This is a genomic window from Pseudonocardia sp. T1-2H (genome assembly GCF_038039215.1).
Lineage (GTDB): Bacteria > Actinomycetota > Actinomycetes > Mycobacteriales > Pseudonocardiaceae > Pseudonocardia.
On the sequence record NZ_JBBPCL010000001.1, the window covers coordinates 804,264 to 820,329 of the forward strand.

General features: G+C 68.2%; 14 protein-coding genes and 1 pseudogene. 14 read left to right on the forward strand and 1 reads right to left on the reverse strand.

Features of this window, described 5'->3' with window-relative positions; translation table 11 throughout:
* The first annotated feature begins 46 nt into the window (after positions 1-46).
* The 6 genes from WBK50_RS04075 to WBK50_RS04100 all read left to right on the forward strand — a co-directional run bounded on the left by WBK50_RS04075 (position 47) and on the right by WBK50_RS04100 (position 5,075).
* Entirely contained in the window at positions 47-181 is a 135-nt protein-coding gene (locus tag WBK50_RS04075; protein ID WP_341334301.1) for a hypothetical protein, read from the forward strand.
* 103 nt (positions 182-284) lie between these two features.
* Positions 285-620 (forward strand): NIPSNAP family protein, encoded by a 336-nt coding sequence (locus WBK50_RS04080; RefSeq protein WP_341334302.1) that lies wholly within the window; start codon positions 285-287, stop codon positions 618-620.
* Positions 617-1,618: an acrylyl-CoA reductase family protein gene (locus WBK50_RS04085; RefSeq protein WP_341334303.1), complete on the forward strand. Its 1,002-nt coding sequence runs from the start codon at positions 617-619 to the stop codon at positions 1,616-1,618. Before WBK50_RS04080 ends, WBK50_RS04085 begins: the two co-directional genes overlap by 4 nt.
* 275 nt (positions 1,619-1,893) lie before the next feature.
* Complete coding sequence (locus WBK50_RS04090) at positions 1,894-3,606, forward strand: class I adenylate-forming enzyme family protein (RefSeq protein WP_341334304.1); 1,713 nt, start codon at positions 1,894-1,896, stop codon at positions 3,604-3,606.
* A gap of 91 nt (positions 3,607-3,697) precedes the next feature.
* Entirely contained in the window at positions 3,698-4,045 is a 348-nt protein-coding gene (locus WBK50_RS04095) for a cupin domain-containing protein (RefSeq protein WP_341334305.1), read from the forward strand.
* Positions 4,046-4,130: 85 nt separating this feature from the next.
* The gene (locus WBK50_RS04100) at positions 4,131-5,075 is read left to right on the forward strand and encodes a nucleoside hydrolase (RefSeq protein ID WP_341334306.1); all 945 of its coding nucleotides are present in this window, start codon (positions 4,131-4,133) and stop codon (positions 5,073-5,075) included.
* Positions 5,076-5,194: 119 nt separating this feature from the next.
* Here the strand turns inward: WBK50_RS04100 and WBK50_RS04105 are convergent, their stop codons facing one another.
* Positions 5,195-6,202 carry a hypothetical protein gene (locus WBK50_RS04105; protein WP_341334307.1) on the reverse strand — a complete coding sequence of 336 codons (1,008 nt, stop codon included), beginning with the start codon at positions 6,200-6,202 and terminating at the stop codon, positions 5,195-5,197.
* Between the two features lie 1,145 nt (positions 6,203-7,347).
* Here WBK50_RS04105 and WBK50_RS04110 point away from each other — a divergent pair.
* From WBK50_RS04110 to WBK50_RS04145, 8 genes and pseudogenes are all read left to right on the forward strand, one after another.
* A complete protein-coding gene (locus WBK50_RS04110) occupies positions 7,348-7,848 on the forward strand; it encodes a LacI family DNA-binding transcriptional regulator (RefSeq protein WP_341339284.1) in 501 nt (166 codons plus the stop codon).
* A gap of 76 nt (positions 7,849-7,924) precedes the next feature.
* Complete coding sequence (locus tag WBK50_RS04115) at positions 7,925-9,394, forward strand: nicotinate phosphoribosyltransferase (RefSeq protein ID WP_341334308.1); 1,470 nt, start codon at positions 7,925-7,927, stop codon at positions 9,392-9,394.
* 77 nt (positions 9,395-9,471) lie between these two features.
* Positions 9,472-10,539, forward strand: coding sequence for a phosphotriesterase family protein (locus tag WBK50_RS04120; protein WP_341334309.1), 1,068 nt, complete (start codon positions 9,472-9,474; stop codon positions 10,537-10,539).
* Between the two features lie 39 nt (positions 10,540-10,578).
* Positions 10,579-10,920, forward strand: a complete 342-nt coding sequence (locus WBK50_RS04125) for a cupin domain-containing protein (protein WP_341334310.1) — start codon at positions 10,579-10,581, stop codon at positions 10,918-10,920.
* 62 nt (positions 10,921-10,982) lie between these two features.
* A complete protein-coding gene (locus tag WBK50_RS04130; protein WP_341334311.1) occupies positions 10,983-12,470 on the forward strand; it encodes an aldehyde dehydrogenase in 1,488 nt (495 codons plus the stop codon).
* Positions 12,471-12,605: 135 nt separating this feature from the next.
* A pseudogene (locus WBK50_RS04135) lies at positions 12,606-14,062 on the forward strand (aldehyde dehydrogenase family protein).
* 95 nt (positions 14,063-14,157) lie between these two features.
* Positions 14,158-14,940, forward strand: a complete 783-nt coding sequence (locus WBK50_RS04140; protein WP_341334312.1) for a glutamine amidotransferase — start codon at positions 14,158-14,160, stop codon at positions 14,938-14,940.
* Positions 14,941-14,960: 20 nt separating this feature from the next.
* Positions 14,961-16,040, forward strand: coding sequence for a PfkB family carbohydrate kinase (locus WBK50_RS04145; RefSeq protein WP_341334313.1), 1,080 nt, complete (start codon positions 14,961-14,963; stop codon positions 16,038-16,040).
* Positions 16,041-16,066: the final 26 nt, after the last annotated feature.

Below are 16,066 nucleotides of genomic sequence, written 5' to 3' on the forward strand. Positions count from 1 at the left end.
AACCTACGCCGGTACGGGTCACTCCCCGATCACGGTCGCATCGACATTGCGAAGCCAGCACTACCTGGCGTGCTTGGTGGCGGTGGGCCAGCCCATCAGTGAGATCATCAAGAACATGGAACTGATGGCCAAGGAGGTCTTCCCCGCCTTCGCCGAGGAGGGCTCCGCCTCAACTCGGTGATCCGCCGCCGTTCGATCGCTGCTGGGACGTGTATCCGGCGGCCCCTCCTGGCGAGTTCCGGTGGCGGCCGAATCATAGCGCAATCGATAGAGAAGGATAGAGAATGCTATACGAGGTCCGAGAGTACGTCGCCACGCCCGGCCGCCTTGAGTCGCTCATCACGAGATTCAATGAGCACGCATTCCGCCTGTTCGACAAACATCAGATGGACCTCGTTCAGATCGGCGTGACCTCGGTGGGCGATCACTCGTTCAACGAGGTCGTCTACACGCTCCGGTTCACAGATGTCGCAGACATGGAGCACAAATGGGGCGAGTTCGTCCGTGACCCGGAGTGGGTCGCCGCGTTTCGCGCGAGCGAGGCGGAGGGCCCATTGGTGCAGTCGATGAGGCGGCGATTGGTCGACGCGAGTTCGTTCGGTGAGTGGGGTAAGAAGTGAGCAGCAGTGATGGGCGCGAGTTCCATGCGGTACGGATCCATCGAGTCGGCGACTCGACCCGGGTTTCGGTCGACAAGCTGACCGATGACGACCTGCCCTGGGGTGATGTCGAGGTCGACGTCTCCTACTCGGATCTCAATTTCAAGGATGGAAAGGTGATGGAGGCGGGCTCGTCTATCCCGCAGCACCTTCCCATCGTTCCCGGTATCGACTTCGTGGGAACGGTGACCCATTCTTCGAGTCCACTGTTCGCGGTCGGCGATGAGGTGGTGGCGAATGGCTTCGGTCTCGGGACCGATCGTGACGGGGGGCTGACGCAGCGGACACGCGTTCCGGGGGCCTTCTTGCTGGCACTACCTTCGCGGCTCGATCAGCGGCGCGCCGCCGCGATCGGGACTGCGGGGTACACCGCCGGGCTGGCCGTTGAGGCGATCCTCGAGGCTGGTGTGAGGCCCTCGAACGGGCCGGTTCTGGTCACCGGCGCGGGTGGCGGCGTCGGAACGATCGCCATCGCCGTGCTGGCCCAGGCCGGCTTCGATGTCGTGGCGTCAACCGGACGGGCGGACCAGCTGCGGGATTCGCTGCTCCGGCTGGGGGCGCGCGAGATCATCGGCCGGCTGCCGGCCGAGGCCGGCGACGGGTTGGCGACTCCCACTTGGAGTGCAGTGGTCGACTCCGTCGGCAGTACGACCCTCGCCTCGGCTCTGGCCGCCACCCGCTACGGAGGCGTGGTCGCCGCGGTCGGTCTCGCACAGGGGATCGATCTTCCTTCGACGGTGCTGCCGTTCATCCTGCGAGGGGTCTCGTTGGTCGGTATCGACTCCGTCTACGCCTCCGAGTACCGACGGCGGCGAGCATGGGACCGGCTGGCGAACGTGGACCACGAGCTGCTCGACTCGATCACTTCGGTCGTGGGGCTCGGGGACGCGGCGAGCGTGTCGCAGGATGTCGTGGCAGGCCGGGTACACGGGCGTGTCGTCGTCGATGTCCACAAGTGAGCGACAAGGCGTTGTCGGACCATCCGGTCGTGCTCATCGATGGTGAGGTGCCGGGCGGCGCGGTCGCCGGTCTGCTCGGGCGGTCGGGCCCCCTCCGCGTGGCACCACCGCGAGATGCCGACGGTGGGGGAGAGGACAGCGGGTGTGGTCATCCTCAGATCGGTGACGAGGGACGGCCGGCGGCGGTGCCGGCGTCGCTCACGAATGGATCTCGCGTCGATGCGATACGCAGGGTCAGCGCCGGAAGGGTTGGGCAGACTGAGAAGAGAGATCATATGTCCGACGACAACACCAGTGGTCAGGGAACGCCGTGGCGGCGGCTCTACTCTGGCCATATCGATGAAATACCGTCGCTTCCATTCCGTTCCCTTCCCGAGGCCTGGCGCCACCGCGTCGCAACGGCTCCGGACCGCTGCGCGCTTCGGTACTTCGACGGAGAGCTTTCCGCGTCCCAGGTCGACCTCGCGACCGACGCCTTGGCAGTCGCGTTCCAGGACCGCGGAATCGGTGCCGGCGACCGCGTCGGTCTCTGCATGCAGAATATCCCCTACTATCCCTTGTGCATGCTCGCGTTGTGGAAGATCCGCGCCATCGCCGTACCGTTCAACCCGATGTATCGTGGTGAGGAACTTCGCAGGTTGGCCGACGACGCTCAGTTGTCTGGGGTGGTCGCTGAAGACGAGGTGGCCGACGAGGTCGAAACCGCGCTGACCACCGCCGCGGGTCCGTGGATGCTGACCGTCTCAGCGCAAGACCTCCGTACCCAGGCGCAGTCGCGCGGCGTCAAGCACACGGGCGCAGGTGCCTCCTCGCAGGACGTCGGCACCCTGATCGGCGGCTACCTCGGCAGCACGCCCCGCACCGAGGAGGCCGCGGGGGAGGACGTGGCGGTCATCAGCTACACCTCGGGCACGACCGGGCTTCCGAAAGGTGCGTTGAACACGCACGCCAACATTTTGCACTCCTCGCGGAACTTCGCGCAGTGGATCCACCTACGCCCCGGCGACACAATCCTGGCCCTCGCGCCGTTGTTCCACATCACCGGACTCAGCCTGAACATGGCAATCGCGCTGCTGGCCGATACCACCCTCGTCATGACCGGACGGTTCCGCGCGGAGAGCGTCATCAAGGCGATCGCCGAGAACAACGTTTCCTACACAGTCGGTTCCATCACCGCCTACAACGCTTTCATGAAAGTGCCGTGGGCCGGCGCCGAGCACTTCAGAACATTGACTCGCTGCTATACCGGCGGGGCACCAGTACCACCGTCGACCGTGATCCAGCTCCGCGAGAGATTCGGCCTCGAGGTGCGCAACGCCTGGGGCATGACAGAGACAACGGCAGGCGGCATCGCCACGCCGCTCCATCTGGAAGCCCCCGTGCACACGCCGAGCGGTTCACTGTCGGTCGGGGTTCCCATGCAGAACGTATCGGTCAGGATCCTGGACCAGGACGGCACGGCATTGCCGGTCGGCCAGGAAGGCGAGCTCGAAGTCGAAGCTCCTCAGAACGCCGTCGGGTACTGGCGGAATCCGGACGCGACCGCCCTCAGCTTCCCCGAGGGTCGATTGCGAACCGGAGACGTTGCCGTCATGGACGAGGACGGCTGGATCTACCTGGTGGACCGCCTGAAAGACATGATCAACGTCTCGGGATTCAAGGTGTGGCCGCGCGAGGTCGAAGACGTCCTGTATGAGCACCCCGATGTCTTCGAGGTTGCCGTCGTGGGGGAGCCTGACGAGTACCGCGGCGAGACGGTGGTCGCCTACGTCTCCCTGAACAGCGCCGCCACCGCGACTTCCGAAGAGCTGGTGGAGTTCGCACGAGGGCGACTCGCGGCGTACAAGTACCCCGGCGGATCTATATCGTCGACGACGTCCCAAAGACCGCGACCGGCAAGATCAAGCGCGGCGCCCTGCGCTCCGTGGAAGCCTCGACCGATGCATCGGTCAGCCCGTAGCAGAACTGGGCGAAGTCACCCGCGGTGAGTCATGAGCCTCGGTCGGGTGATCCCGGCCCCGGATGGGCGTTCGGGGCTGCACCAAAGAAGTGAGAATACCGCGAAAGGAAGTACATAGAATGACGCAGCATCTCGGAAACGTGTTCCGCTACCAGCTCCAGCCTGAAGGGTACGAATCACTAGAGGACGCCAGCATCACGGTACCGACCGGTACTTACCACATCGGCACTGTCGAGGGGGCGGAGATCGGTGTGTGGGAGGCGGAGCCAGGACTCATTGGGGGCTTGACCGACGACGAGGTCTTCGTGGTCCTGGAAGGACGTGCCGAGGTCACGTTCGACGACACAAAGGAAACGATCCAGATCGGACCCGGCGACGTCGTCCGCCTCAATAAGGGCCAGCGTAATACTTGGCGGACCATCGAGCGGCTTCGGAAGGTGTCCATCTGGTCAGAGTCGGGCTCATGACGTGGTTATCCCGCTGCGAGCGCCAGCCGGCGCCCCCGGCCTGGTCGGCCCCGATGCGAGAGGCGGACAGCAGATGCCCCGGCGAGTGATCCTGGACGTCGATACCGGCAACGACGACGCAGTCGCGCTCACGATGGCCGCCCTGCACCCGGATATCGAACTGGTCGGGTGCACGACGGTGGTCGGGAACCTGACGCTGGATCAGGCCACCGACAACACGCTGCGTGTCCTACACGCGATCGGCAAGAGCGAGGTCGAGGTCCACGCCGGCCTGGCCCGCCGCTTCGCACCGAGTCCTTACCCGTCCGCACCCAACCCGGCGGAAGGAATGTTCCACCAGGACACGCTGCCAGTCGGGGTGGCGGGGCTCACACCACACAGCTGGCGTGGCCTGGAATGGCTGGTCGAAACGTTGCGCCGCGCGACTCATCCGATCACCCTGATCCAGGTCGCCCCTCTGACCAACCTCGCAGCCGCGTTGACGGTGGCACCCGACGTCCTCGACTCGGTCGAAGAGGTCATCGTCATGGGCGGCGCATGGAAGAAGTCCGGAAACCGGACACCAGCAGCGGAGTTCAACATCTACGCCGACGCCGTGGCGGCCGATGTCGTCTTTAGAGCCGGCATCGAGCGCCTCACCGTCGTGCCTCTCGACGCTACGCACGAGGTGCTCGTGAGTCGTGACGACCTGCGGCGCTACCGAGAGCTTGAGACCAGCGCCGGTCAAGTCGTCTCGGCTGTCACGGAGTACTACATCGACAGCTACTACGCAACCGAACCTCACGGTATAGGGGCTCTTCTTTCTGCCCCTCTCCATGACGCGCTCTGCGTTGCTTACGCTATCGACCCCGCCGTTCTCGAGCTGACGGAGGTCACCGTCGACGTCGAAACGGTGAGCCCCCAGAATTACGGTCGGACAACCATTGATTACCTGCACGGGCTCAGCGGAACGGTGGGTAACGCACGTTTCGCTGTTCATGCCGACAGTGAGCGATTTCACCGGATTCTCGACGACTGCCTGAAACGGTGAGCCCTAATTATCGCGCCATGAGCAGGCGGAGGACGAGTCATCGATCCATACGTGCGGCCTCGCGCTAACCGAGTGTGGCGCCTAGCTCGGCTAGGACCGACGAAGTCGGTGTGATCGAGTCAAGGTCTGGGTGCCATGCGGCGAAGCGGGCCTGCTGGGTGAAGTGGTCGAGGGCGTGCTGGTAGTTGCGGGCGGCGGCGCGCAGGGCGCTGGGTGCGGGTGGGCCGGGGTCGGTGAGCTGGGCCGGCCCGGGTGCGGGGAGGCGGGTGTGGATGTCGGTGATCAGTTTGGCGTGGGCCAGTCCGGTGTCGGTGACCCGGTAGCGGTGGCTGCCGGGGGGCCCGCGCGATGAGGCCGTGGGCGCGGAGTCGGCGCAGGTCGTAGCTGACCTGCCCGGCCGATGGCCCGGTGGGGGCGAGGGCGAGCAGCCCGCGCAGGTCGGGGTTGCGGAATCCGCGTGGGAGCAGCCGGAACACCAGCAGCACTTGCAGCAGCGCCTGCGCGCGGTGATCACCCGGGCGTAGTCCGGCGATGCGGTGCCCGTCGCGGGTGAGGATCGGCTGGTGGACGGCGGTGAAGGCCTCGGCGGCGCGGATCGGGTTATGGCTGAGTCGTTGGACGCCGAGCTGGCGCCGGTGGGCGGAGAGGGCGATCTCCCGCAGCGCGGGCAGGTGGGTCAGCCGGGTACGGATGCCGAGGTCGCCGGGGTCGTTGACCGTGGTCTGGGTGCTTAGCGCGCGTCCTTCCTTGTGGTGCTGCTTGATCGTGGTGTGTTTGTAGTCGATGTGCAGGCTCGGGGTGGCCCCCTCGGTAAGCACGCGGGTGCGGAACCGGCCCGGGGTGTGCTGGCGGCGGCCGCGGTGGATGCGCCGGTCGAAGACCAGGCTGACCTGGTCGGGGCGTCCGACGTTGAGGTTGTCCCGGATGACCTCCTCGAGGAACACCCGCCCACAGATGGGCCGATCCAGTACCTGGGTCAGGGAGGACTCCGCCTGCAGCACCGAAAGGTCATAGCGGTAGCCGGCGGCCCGGTCCGCGCCGGTGGACGGGTGCGGCAGGCGCGCCAGCCACTTGCGCAGCAGCGCGTCGATCCGCTCGGCCCCGAGCCGATCGCAGATCGCTAGCACCGCCTCCGCGTCGGCGCAGGTGGCGAAGCCGTTGTTCAGGGCGGCGAACCCCAGGCCCGCCTTCGTCGCCTGGCGTTTGGCCCACTCGTGCCCGTTGAGACACAGCTTGGCGTTGTAGGGGAAGTAGGAGCAGAACTTGGCAAAGAACGTGCCGAAGTCTGCGTCGACGGCGTAGACGTAGAAGTGGTTGACCCACCCCAGTCGTCTTGACGATCCACGGATAGGCGCCGGCGAAGCCGCCCGTGTCGTCGGCGTGCACCGTGCGCCTCGCCGTCACCCGCGCCACCGAACACGGACGCGAGGCCGAATAGGGGGACCCACGACCGGCCATCGTCGGCTGATCCCGCTGTCGGGCAACGAGATCCGCCGCCTCCTCGCCGCGCTCGTCCTCGCCCCGCAGCCTGCATCGGCCACGTCATGCACCGGTCGACCTGGCGACGCGAACGCCAGCAGCAGGCCCCCGACTGCCACTACCGGCGCCGCGGCGAACGACCACGGGACTGATCAAACCGCTGTTGCGGTATTAGGTGCTGGTCGAGCGGCTCAACCTCCCCGAGCGCGAACCCAAGGACACAGCCCTCGGTCCGCAGCTCGGCGTGCGCGGAACGACAGCACCGCCTCCCGCCCAGCGCGCTGGGTCCGACATCGCGCTCGGCGGTTGTGCGCGTCGGCAATGGTGGCCGGGCTGTGGCACACGAAGGTGGTTGAGGCCGCGTCGAGGCACGGCCTGATCGGGGCGACCGCCTCGTCCGGGTCCCTGTCGTCGAGGTTCCTCTCTCCCGCGCGGGCGCAACTCCCGGACGAAGGGTTTACCCGTGCCCGTTGCTTGACCTGTCAGGGTGAAGTACCCTACGATACCAGAATCGTTTCTAATTCATGCTTGGCCAACGGAGGCCTACACCCGCTCCCTTGGTCGACTGAGTGCAGGTTTCGGCGGAGGAAGAGAGGTAGAGGTGAAGTCGGATCGTTTCTTCGCCCTCCGACCTCACTCCGCACCGGGCGCTGCCGGAGTTCGTCGGGTGGTCGCACTACGCGGTCCTGTGGACCTCGGTACCGTCCTGAGCGGCACGCGTGCAGGCCTCGGTGAAACGGGTAGGAGGCAGCGCGACGTGACTCAGTCCGACCGCAAGCGCAAGCGGCCGACTATGAAGGACGTGGCCGAGCATGCCCGGGTGTCGGCGAGCACGGTGTCCTCTGTGCTCGACGACTCCGGACCGGTCACGCCGGAGCGGCGTAATCGGGTGCTGGACGCCGTCCAGGTGCTGGAGTACTCGCCCAACGAGCCTGCGCGTCCTGGACGGGGCGAGCTGTGCCCACACAAGAATCGAGTCCATCCAACCCTCTCGGTCGTCGCGTGGCGGGTGGGTGGCTCGGCGGCCCGGGTCCCCCGCCCGTGCTGGTCGCGGGCAGGTCCGACAGCACCGCGCGACGGGCGGTCGCCGGGTCACCCGAAAGGCCGTCCGGTGTCGCGGCGTGCCGGAATCGCCCGCTCACCGCGCGTTCGGCCATATGGCCTGATCAGGGGGTTGAGTTGGGATGCCGGTCACACTAGAATCGTTAAAAGTATGTTGCTCTGCGGTCGGGCTTCTAGCGCTTGGCCGGATGGATGGGAAAGTCTGCACGTCAGCGTTGACCAGACGGGTTGACGCACTTCAGAGCCAGCCCGGACGCGCCTTACCGGGACGGCACAACAGCAGTCGGTAGAAACGACTCTCGCGGAAGGTGAGCGACACCCCGATGGGCTACCTCGACAACCTGATCATCGACACCGACAACTACAAGCACTGCCACTACCCGCTGTACCCGAAGGGCACCGAGTACGTCTCGAGCTACATCGAGTCCCGCGGCGGCGAGTTCGCGGTGACGCAGTTCGTCGGCCTGCAGGCCTACCTGCGTGAGAAGCTGATGACGCCGATCACCCTCGAGGACATCGACGAGGCCGAGTTCGTCACCCGCGAGCAGGGCATGCACTTCAACCGCGAGAACTGGATGGGCATCCTCAACGACCACGGCGGCTTCCTGCCCGTGGAGATCGAGGCGGTGCCGGAGGGCACGGTCCTCCCGGCCCGCAACGTGCTCGTCCAGGTCATCAACACGGACCCGAAGTACTACTGGGCCACCAGCTTCTTCGAGACCGCGCTGCTGCGCGCCGTCTGGTACCCGACCACCATCGGCACCGTCAGCTGGCTGTCGAAGATGGTCATCAAGGAGGCGCTGGAGCGCACCTCGGACAACGCCCACCTGGTCCGCTTCATGCTGCACGACTACGGGGCCCGCGGCGTGAGCTCGCAGCAGTCCGCGGCACTGGGCGGCCTGGCGCACCTGGTCAACTTCGACCAGTCCGACACCGTGCCCGGCATCCTCGCGGCGAAGCGCTTCTACAACGCCGGCAAGGTGTCGAACTCGGGCCCGAACTCCGAGCACGCCGGCTTCTGCGCCTGGGGCCGGGCGGGCGAGGCCGACGCCATGCGCAACATGCTCGAGACGATGGGCCCGAACGGCTGTGCCCTGCTGCTGACGGACACCTACGACCACGAGAACGCGGTCAAGAACATCATCGGCAAGGAGCTCAAGGACCAGATCCAGAGCTTCCCGGGCCTCGTCGGCATCCGTCCGGACTCGGGCGACATCGTCGAGGTCACCGCGGACACCACCGAGTGGCTGATGGACGCCTTCGGCTACGAGGTCAACTCGAAGGGCTTCAAGATCCTTCCGCCGTTCATCCGGGTGGTCCAGGGCGACGGCGTGAACTTCCACAGCCTGCCGCAGGTCTACATGGAGCTCGAGCGTCGCGGCCTGGCCGCGGACAACGCCGTCTTCGGCATGGGTGGCGGCCTGCTGCAGCACTGGAACCGCGACACGATGAACTTTGGCCAGAAGGCGTCCGCGGTCTGCGTGAACGGCGAGTGGCGCGACATCGCCAAGCAGCCCACCGGCGCCTCGTTCAAGACCTCGAAGAAGGGCCGGCTCGCGCTCAAGCACGAGAACGGCGTCTACACGACCGTGCCGAAGGGCTCGATCCCCGAGTCCGAGAACGTGCTCCAGCCGGTGTTCCGCAACGGCAAGCTGCTCAAGAAGTGGGACTTCACCGAGCTGATCGCCAACGCGGAGAAGGACGTCCCCGAGTCCTACTACATCGACCACGTCGGTCAGATGCGCACCGTTTCCTCGGAGATGGCCGTCTCGGCCTGACGTCGTCTACCCGGCGCCCCTGCCCGCCCCTTCCGGGCGGGGCGCCGGGGCCCCACGCGAACGAAGAGGTTGACCCGATGGATGACCCGACCGTGCTGGTCAGTACTGTGCGCGGCCCGGTTCCGGTGGACGCCCTCGGGATGACGCTCACCCACGAGCACCTGCTCAGCGACTGGTCCGGTCGCCGCCGCGTCGAACCCGAGGACCCGGCGGAGCGCGCGGTGTTCCACGCCCCGGTGGGCCCGTCGATGCAGTGGCTGCTGCGGGAGGACCCCCGCTGCTGCCTGGACAACACCCGGCAGAACGACCCGGACGCCACGGTCGCGGAGCTGGCGAACTTCGTCGAGGCGGGGGGCCGCACCGTCGTCGACTGCACGAACGGGGACGTGGGCCGTTCCCCCGCCGCGCTCCGGGACATCGCAGACCGGACCGGGCTCAACGTCGTCATGGGCTCTGGCTGGTACGTGCACATCTTCCACTCCGCCCGCCGCGCCGAGACCACCGTGGACGACCTGGTGGCGGAGATCCTCGCCGAGTTCGCGGACGGTGTCGGGGACACGGGCATCCGGCCCGGGATCATCGGCGAGATCGGGGTCTCCCCGCAGTTCACCGAGGCCGAACGGACGCACCTGCGTGCGTCCGCCCGCGCCCAGCGGGAGCTCGGCGTCCCGCTGTTCGTCCACCTGCCGGGCTGGCAGCGGCGCGCCCACGAAGTCCTCGACATCGTGCTCGAGGAGGAGGGGACCCGCCCCGAGTCCGTCGTCCTGTGCCACATGGACCCCTCCGGGGAGGACCGGGACTACCAGCGGGCGGTCGCTGAGCGCGGCGTTTGGCTGGAGTTCGACATGATCGGCATGCCGTTCTTCTACGCAGGCGAGGGGCAGTGTCCGGCGCCGGAGCAGACCGCGGCCGCCGTCGCCGCCCTGGTCCGAGCGGGCTACGCCGAGCGGCTCCTGCTCAGCCACGACATGGCGTCGAAGGCGATGTGGACCCGCAACGGCGGCAACGGCTTCGGCTACGTGCCTCGCTACTTCCTGCCCCGGCTGGAACGCCACGGCGTCCCGGGCGAGGTGACCGCGAGCCTGCTCACCGCCAACCCCCGGCGCCTGTTCACGGCGGCCCGCGGCGCGCACGCCGACCACTGACCTCTCGGAACGAGAGCCTGTACATCTGTGAGGAGAACTGTGAGCCAGCTTCTGGGAAACGCCTTCTCGGCCGAGCTCGACTGGAAGCCGAAGATGCCGACATTCCGCACCGGCGCCCGCTACCTGGGCGGCCTCACCGCGGGCACTGCCGTGGACGTCTGGGGAGCCGAGGTCGGGGAGTACCAGGGCGTCACGGCCGACGAGATCTTCGTGGTGCTCGAGGGTAAGGCGGAGGTCACCTTCCACCGCACCGGAGAGACGATCGTGATCGGGCCGGGGGACGTCGTCCGCCTGTTCGCCGGGGACACGAACACTTGGCGGACGATCGAGACCATCCGCAAGGTGTCGTTCTACGTCCCCCCGGTCGAGTCCGGATCCTGACCCGTACCCCGCACCTGACGGCGTCCACGACGGGCACCGACAGAGAAGGAAAGAGATAGCGAGTGGACATCACGACCGCCGGCGCTGTACCCCTCGACCGGCTGGACGAGTTCTACATCGGCGGCCGATGGGTCGCCCCGACGTCCTCGGACACGATCGACGTCGTCGACTCCGTCACCGAGCAGGTGTACTTCAGCGTCGCGGAGGCGCGGAACGACGACATCGCCGCCGCGGTCGGTGCGGCACGGGCGGCGTTCGACGACGGCCCCTGGCCGCGCATGACGCACGGGCAGCGCGCCGAGTACCTCCGGGCGATCAGCTCCGCGGTCGAGGACCGCGTCGAGGACGTCGCGCAGATCTGGCCGCGAGAGTCGGGAATCCTCGCCGGCGCGGCACGCGCGGCGATGGGGGAGGTCACGGGCGCGTACTCCTACTACGCTGAGCTCGCGGCGTCGTTCCCCTTCGAGGAGCCCGCCACCCCGTCCGGCGGTGGCGGATACGGGACGATCGTGCGCGAGCCGGTCGGCGTCGTGGGCGCGATCATCCCGTGGAACGTGCCGATGACGCTGATCGCCTACAAGCTCGCCCCCGCCCTGCTGGCCGGCTGCACCGTGGTCCTCAAGGCCTCCCCCGAGGCGCCGGGCGCAGCGCTGATCATGGCCGAGATCGCTGAGCAAGTCGGGCTGCCCGCGGGCGTGCTGAACGTGGTCACCGCCGATCGTGAGGTCTCCGAGACCCTCGTCCGAGACCCTCGGGTGGACAAGATCACGTTCACCGGATCGACCGCCGCGGGCAAGGCCATCGCCGGCATCATGACCGAGCGGGTCGGCCGTTTCACGCTCGAGCTCGGCGGCAAGTCTGCGGCGGTAGTCCTGGACGATGCGGACATCGCCGAGGCCGCCCGCGTCCTGGCCGGGGCGGAGTGTTTCCTCACCGGCCAGATCTGCGGCTCCCTGACCCGGATCATCGTGCCCCGCCATCGGCATGACGAGATGGTGGAGGGTCTCGCCGAAGCGTTCTCACAGGTGACGGTCGGGGACCCCTTCGATCCGGCCGTGCAGATGGGCCCGCTGGCCACGGAACGGCAGCGGGAACGAGTCGAGGGTTACGTCGACATCGGGCTCAGCGAGGGAGCGACGCTCGCTGCCGGAGGTGGACGACCGGCCGGCCTCGACCGCGGATGGTTCGTCCAACCGACCGTCTTCGGGAACGTGGACAACTCGTGGCGGATCGCGCAGGAGGAGATCTTCGGTCCCGTGCTGACGGTGATTCCTGCGAAGGACGAGCAGGATGCCATCCGCATCGCCAACGACTCCATCTACGGCCTCAACGCCTCGGTGTTCACCCGAGACGTGGACAAGGCGCTAGCGGTCGGCCGGCAGCTCCGGGCGGGCACCGTCGGCCACAACGACAACCGCGCAGACTTCGGCATCGGCTTCGGCGGGTTCAAACAGTCCGGCATCGGCCGTGAAGGTGGCGTCGCAGGGCTGCTGCCCTACCTGGAGAACAAGACGATGGTCCTCGAGGAGAAGCCGGGTGGCAGCGCGTAGCGCACCCGCAGAGTTCTCGTCCCGCCCCCTCCCACGCTTGATCGGAAGCCCCGTGAACGACGTCTTCGTCCGCTTCAGCCGACCACAGGACACCACCGCCCTCGCCAGCACCCGTGACGCCGGGTGGGCGACACCATGACCCGCACCACGACCGTTCGGCGGGCGGGGTCCTGGATCGCCGGGCAGCCGGTGTCCGGTTCCGGAACGTTGCCGGTCCGGAACCCCTGGACGGACGAGCTCGTGGCCGAGGTCGCCCTCGCCGACCCCGAGCACGTGGAGCAGGCGCTGCAGCTGGCCCACGAGGCGGCCGGCAGCCTGCTCGCGGTTCCCGCCCACCGCCGCGCGGACGCTCTCCGACAGGCGGCCACGGGTCTGGTCGAGCGCATGGACGAGGTCGCCGCCACGATCACCAGGGAGAGCGGCAAGCCGATCACATGGTCGCGAGCCGAGGTGCAGCGCGCCGCCCTGACCTTCCGGTGGGCGTCGGAGGAGGCGGTGCGGTGGTCGGGTGAGCTCCAGCGACTGGACAGCGAGCCGGGCGGAGACGGACGCCTGGCCCTGCAGCGCCGGTTCCCCCGGGTCCAGTCCTGGGCATCACACCCTTCAACTTCCCGGTGAACCTGGCCGCCCACAAGATCGCGCCCGCCCTGGCGGTGGGCGCGCCCATCGTGCTCAAACCCGCGCCGAAGACGCCGCTCAGCGCCCTGTTGCTGGGCGAGATCCTGGCCGAGTGCGGGCTACCGGCGGGCGCGTTCTCGGTGCTCACGGTGGACGACGAGGTCGCTGCCGGTCTCGTCGCCGACCCGCGGATGCCCGTGGTGTCGTTCACCGGGTCCGGACCGGTCGGCTGGGCCATCCGAGACGCGGTGCCCCGCAAGCACGTCACTCTGGAGCTCGGCGGCAACGCAGGGGTGCTGATCTGTCCGGACTGGAGTTCGGATGCCGACCTGCGGCAGGCGGCCCGGCGGATCGCGACCGGCGCAAACGCCCAGGGCGGCCAGTCCTGCATCTCGGTGCAGCGCGTCCTCGTCGACAGGACGGTGTACGAACGGTTCCTGCCCGTGCTGGTGGACGAGGTCGAGCAGCTCGTCGTGGGTGACCCCTGGTCGCCGGCGACCACCGTCGGGCCGTTGATCAACCGAGCAGCTGCACAGCGGATCGGGGAGTGGGTCACCGCAGCCGTCGCGGGCGGGGCCCGGGTTCTGACCGGCGGGAAGGTCACCGACGCGCTGGTCTCTCCCACCGTGCTCGTCGACGCCCCGGCCGACGCGCAGGTCTGCCAGGACGAGGCCTTCGGTCCGGTGCTGACCGTCGCGGCGGTGGACGGCGTCGACGAGGGCCTGCGGGCACTGGACGACTCGCGCTTCGGCCTGCAGGCCGGGATCTTCACCCACGACATTCAGACGGCGTTCCGCGCACATCGGGAGCTGGAGGTCGGAGGCGTCATCGTCGGCGACATCCCAACCTTCCGTGCCGAGCAGATGCCGTACGGAGGGGTCAAGGAGTCCGGTATCGGACGCGAAGGAGTGCGGGCCGCGATGGAGGACTACACCGAACCGCGGCTGCTCGTGCTCTCGGGAGTGAGCTTATGAGGCGACCACCGGCCGACGCGTAACCCGCTCGGGCGGACGTTATCAGCCCGTAACAAGAATCGTTTATAGTCAACACCGAGCCGAGAGGAGGGCACGTGCCCGACAACCTGAGCACATCCCCGCTGCGCGTCCTGGTCGCGGGTGAGTCCTGGATCAAGCACACGATCCACATGAAGGGTTTCGACCAGTTCCACTCCACCGAGTACGAGGAGGGTGCCGGCGTCTTCCTGGATTGCGTGCGGGCGGCGGGTCATGAGTTGACCTATGTGCGTGGTCACGAGATCAGCGCGTTGTTCCCGAAGACGGCGGAGGCGCTCGACGCGTTCGATGTCGTCGTCATCTCCGATATCGGGTCGAACTCGTTCCTGTTGCCTGATGAGACGTTCCTGCGCTCGGAGAAGTCCCCGAACAAGCTGGGCCTGGTGGCGGACTACGTCGGCCGCGGTGGTGGGTTGGTGATGATCGGGGGGTATCTGTCGTTCACCGGGATCGACGGTAAGGCGCGCTACGGGATGAGCCCGCTGGCGGACGTGCTGCCGGTGGACCTGATGCCCACCGACGACCGGGTTGAGATTTCCGACGGGCTGAAGGTGGATGTGTGCGACCCGGCCCATCCGGTGCTGGGTGGCACGCCGGCGGAGTGGCCGATGCTGCTGGGCTACAACCGGACCTTCCCGAAGGAGGGCTCCACCGTCGTCGCGCGGACCGGTGACGACCCGCTGCTGGTGGTGGGGGAGTACGGCAGGGGCCGCTCGGTGGCCTTCACCTCGGACCTCGCCCCACACTGGGCCCCGCCGGAGTTCGTGGAGTGGGAGCACTACGCGGCACTGTGGACGTCGATACTGTCCTGGGCCGCAGGCGGTCCCCGAGGTCAGTGAGAGTCCGAAGGGGACGTGACGTGACACAGCCCGCCCGCAGGCGCAAACGGCCCACCATTCTGTTCGACCTGTTGGAGAACGACGAGTCCGGCGCGATCGGCGAGCTCCCCGGCCACTGTTCAGGTGCGGGACTCTGTGTGTGCGCCGTCGGTGGTCGCATGACGCCGCGGGTGGTGGTGGTCGGCGCGGTCAACGTCGACCTGGTGGTGCAGGCCGACCGGCTGCCGGGGCCGGGGGAGACCGTGGTCGGTCCAGGCGTCGAGCGGCATGGGGGCGGGAAGGGCGCGAACGCGGCGGTCGCCGCGGCCCGGGCCGGCGCCGAGGTCCGCTATTGCGGCGCGGTGGGTGCGGACGACACCGGGGCCGGTGCCCTGGCGGAGCTGCGCGCGGAGGGGATCGACGTGACGGACGTGGCGGTGCTCGAGGGTGTCGCCACCGGCGTCGCCCTGATCGTCGTCGACGTGCAGGGGGAGAACCAGATCGCCGTGGGGGCCGGGGCGAACGCGGCCGTGGACGCGGCGGCGGTGCGCAAGGCCGTGGCGCGGTCGGCGGAGTGGGCGGGCTGTGTGCTGGTCAGCACCGAGATTCCGCCGGACGCGGTGGCGGCGGCGGTCGACACCGCGACGGCGCACGGCCTGCCGTGCGTGCTCAACCCGGCGCCGGTGACCACGGAGCTGGTGGACCTGCTCCGGCTCGGCCCGGTCGTCACCCCCAACCGGTCCGAGCTGCGGGACCTCTTCGCGCTGCTTGAGGACGGTACGGGCGAGGACACGGCCGCATCGGTGGCGGAGATGGCGGCCGCGGTAACTGCACGGACGGGCGCGCCTGTCGTGGTGACGCTCGGCGGCGACGGCGTGCTGGTCATCGACCCCGAGCGGGGGGCGACGCCCCTGCCCGCCCCGCCCGCCACGGTCCGGGACACCACGGGCGCGGGCGACACGTTCAACGGGGTGCTCGCGGTGGCACTGGCCGCCGGCGCCACCGTGTCCGAGGCCGGCGCGCGCGGCGTGGCGGCGGCCTCGCTGTCGGTCGGCACGGTCGGGGCACGGGCCGGTATGCCACGGGCTGCGGCGATCAACGGAGCGACGGGGCCGGGCTGATGTGCCGGCCCCCACGATCCCCACGA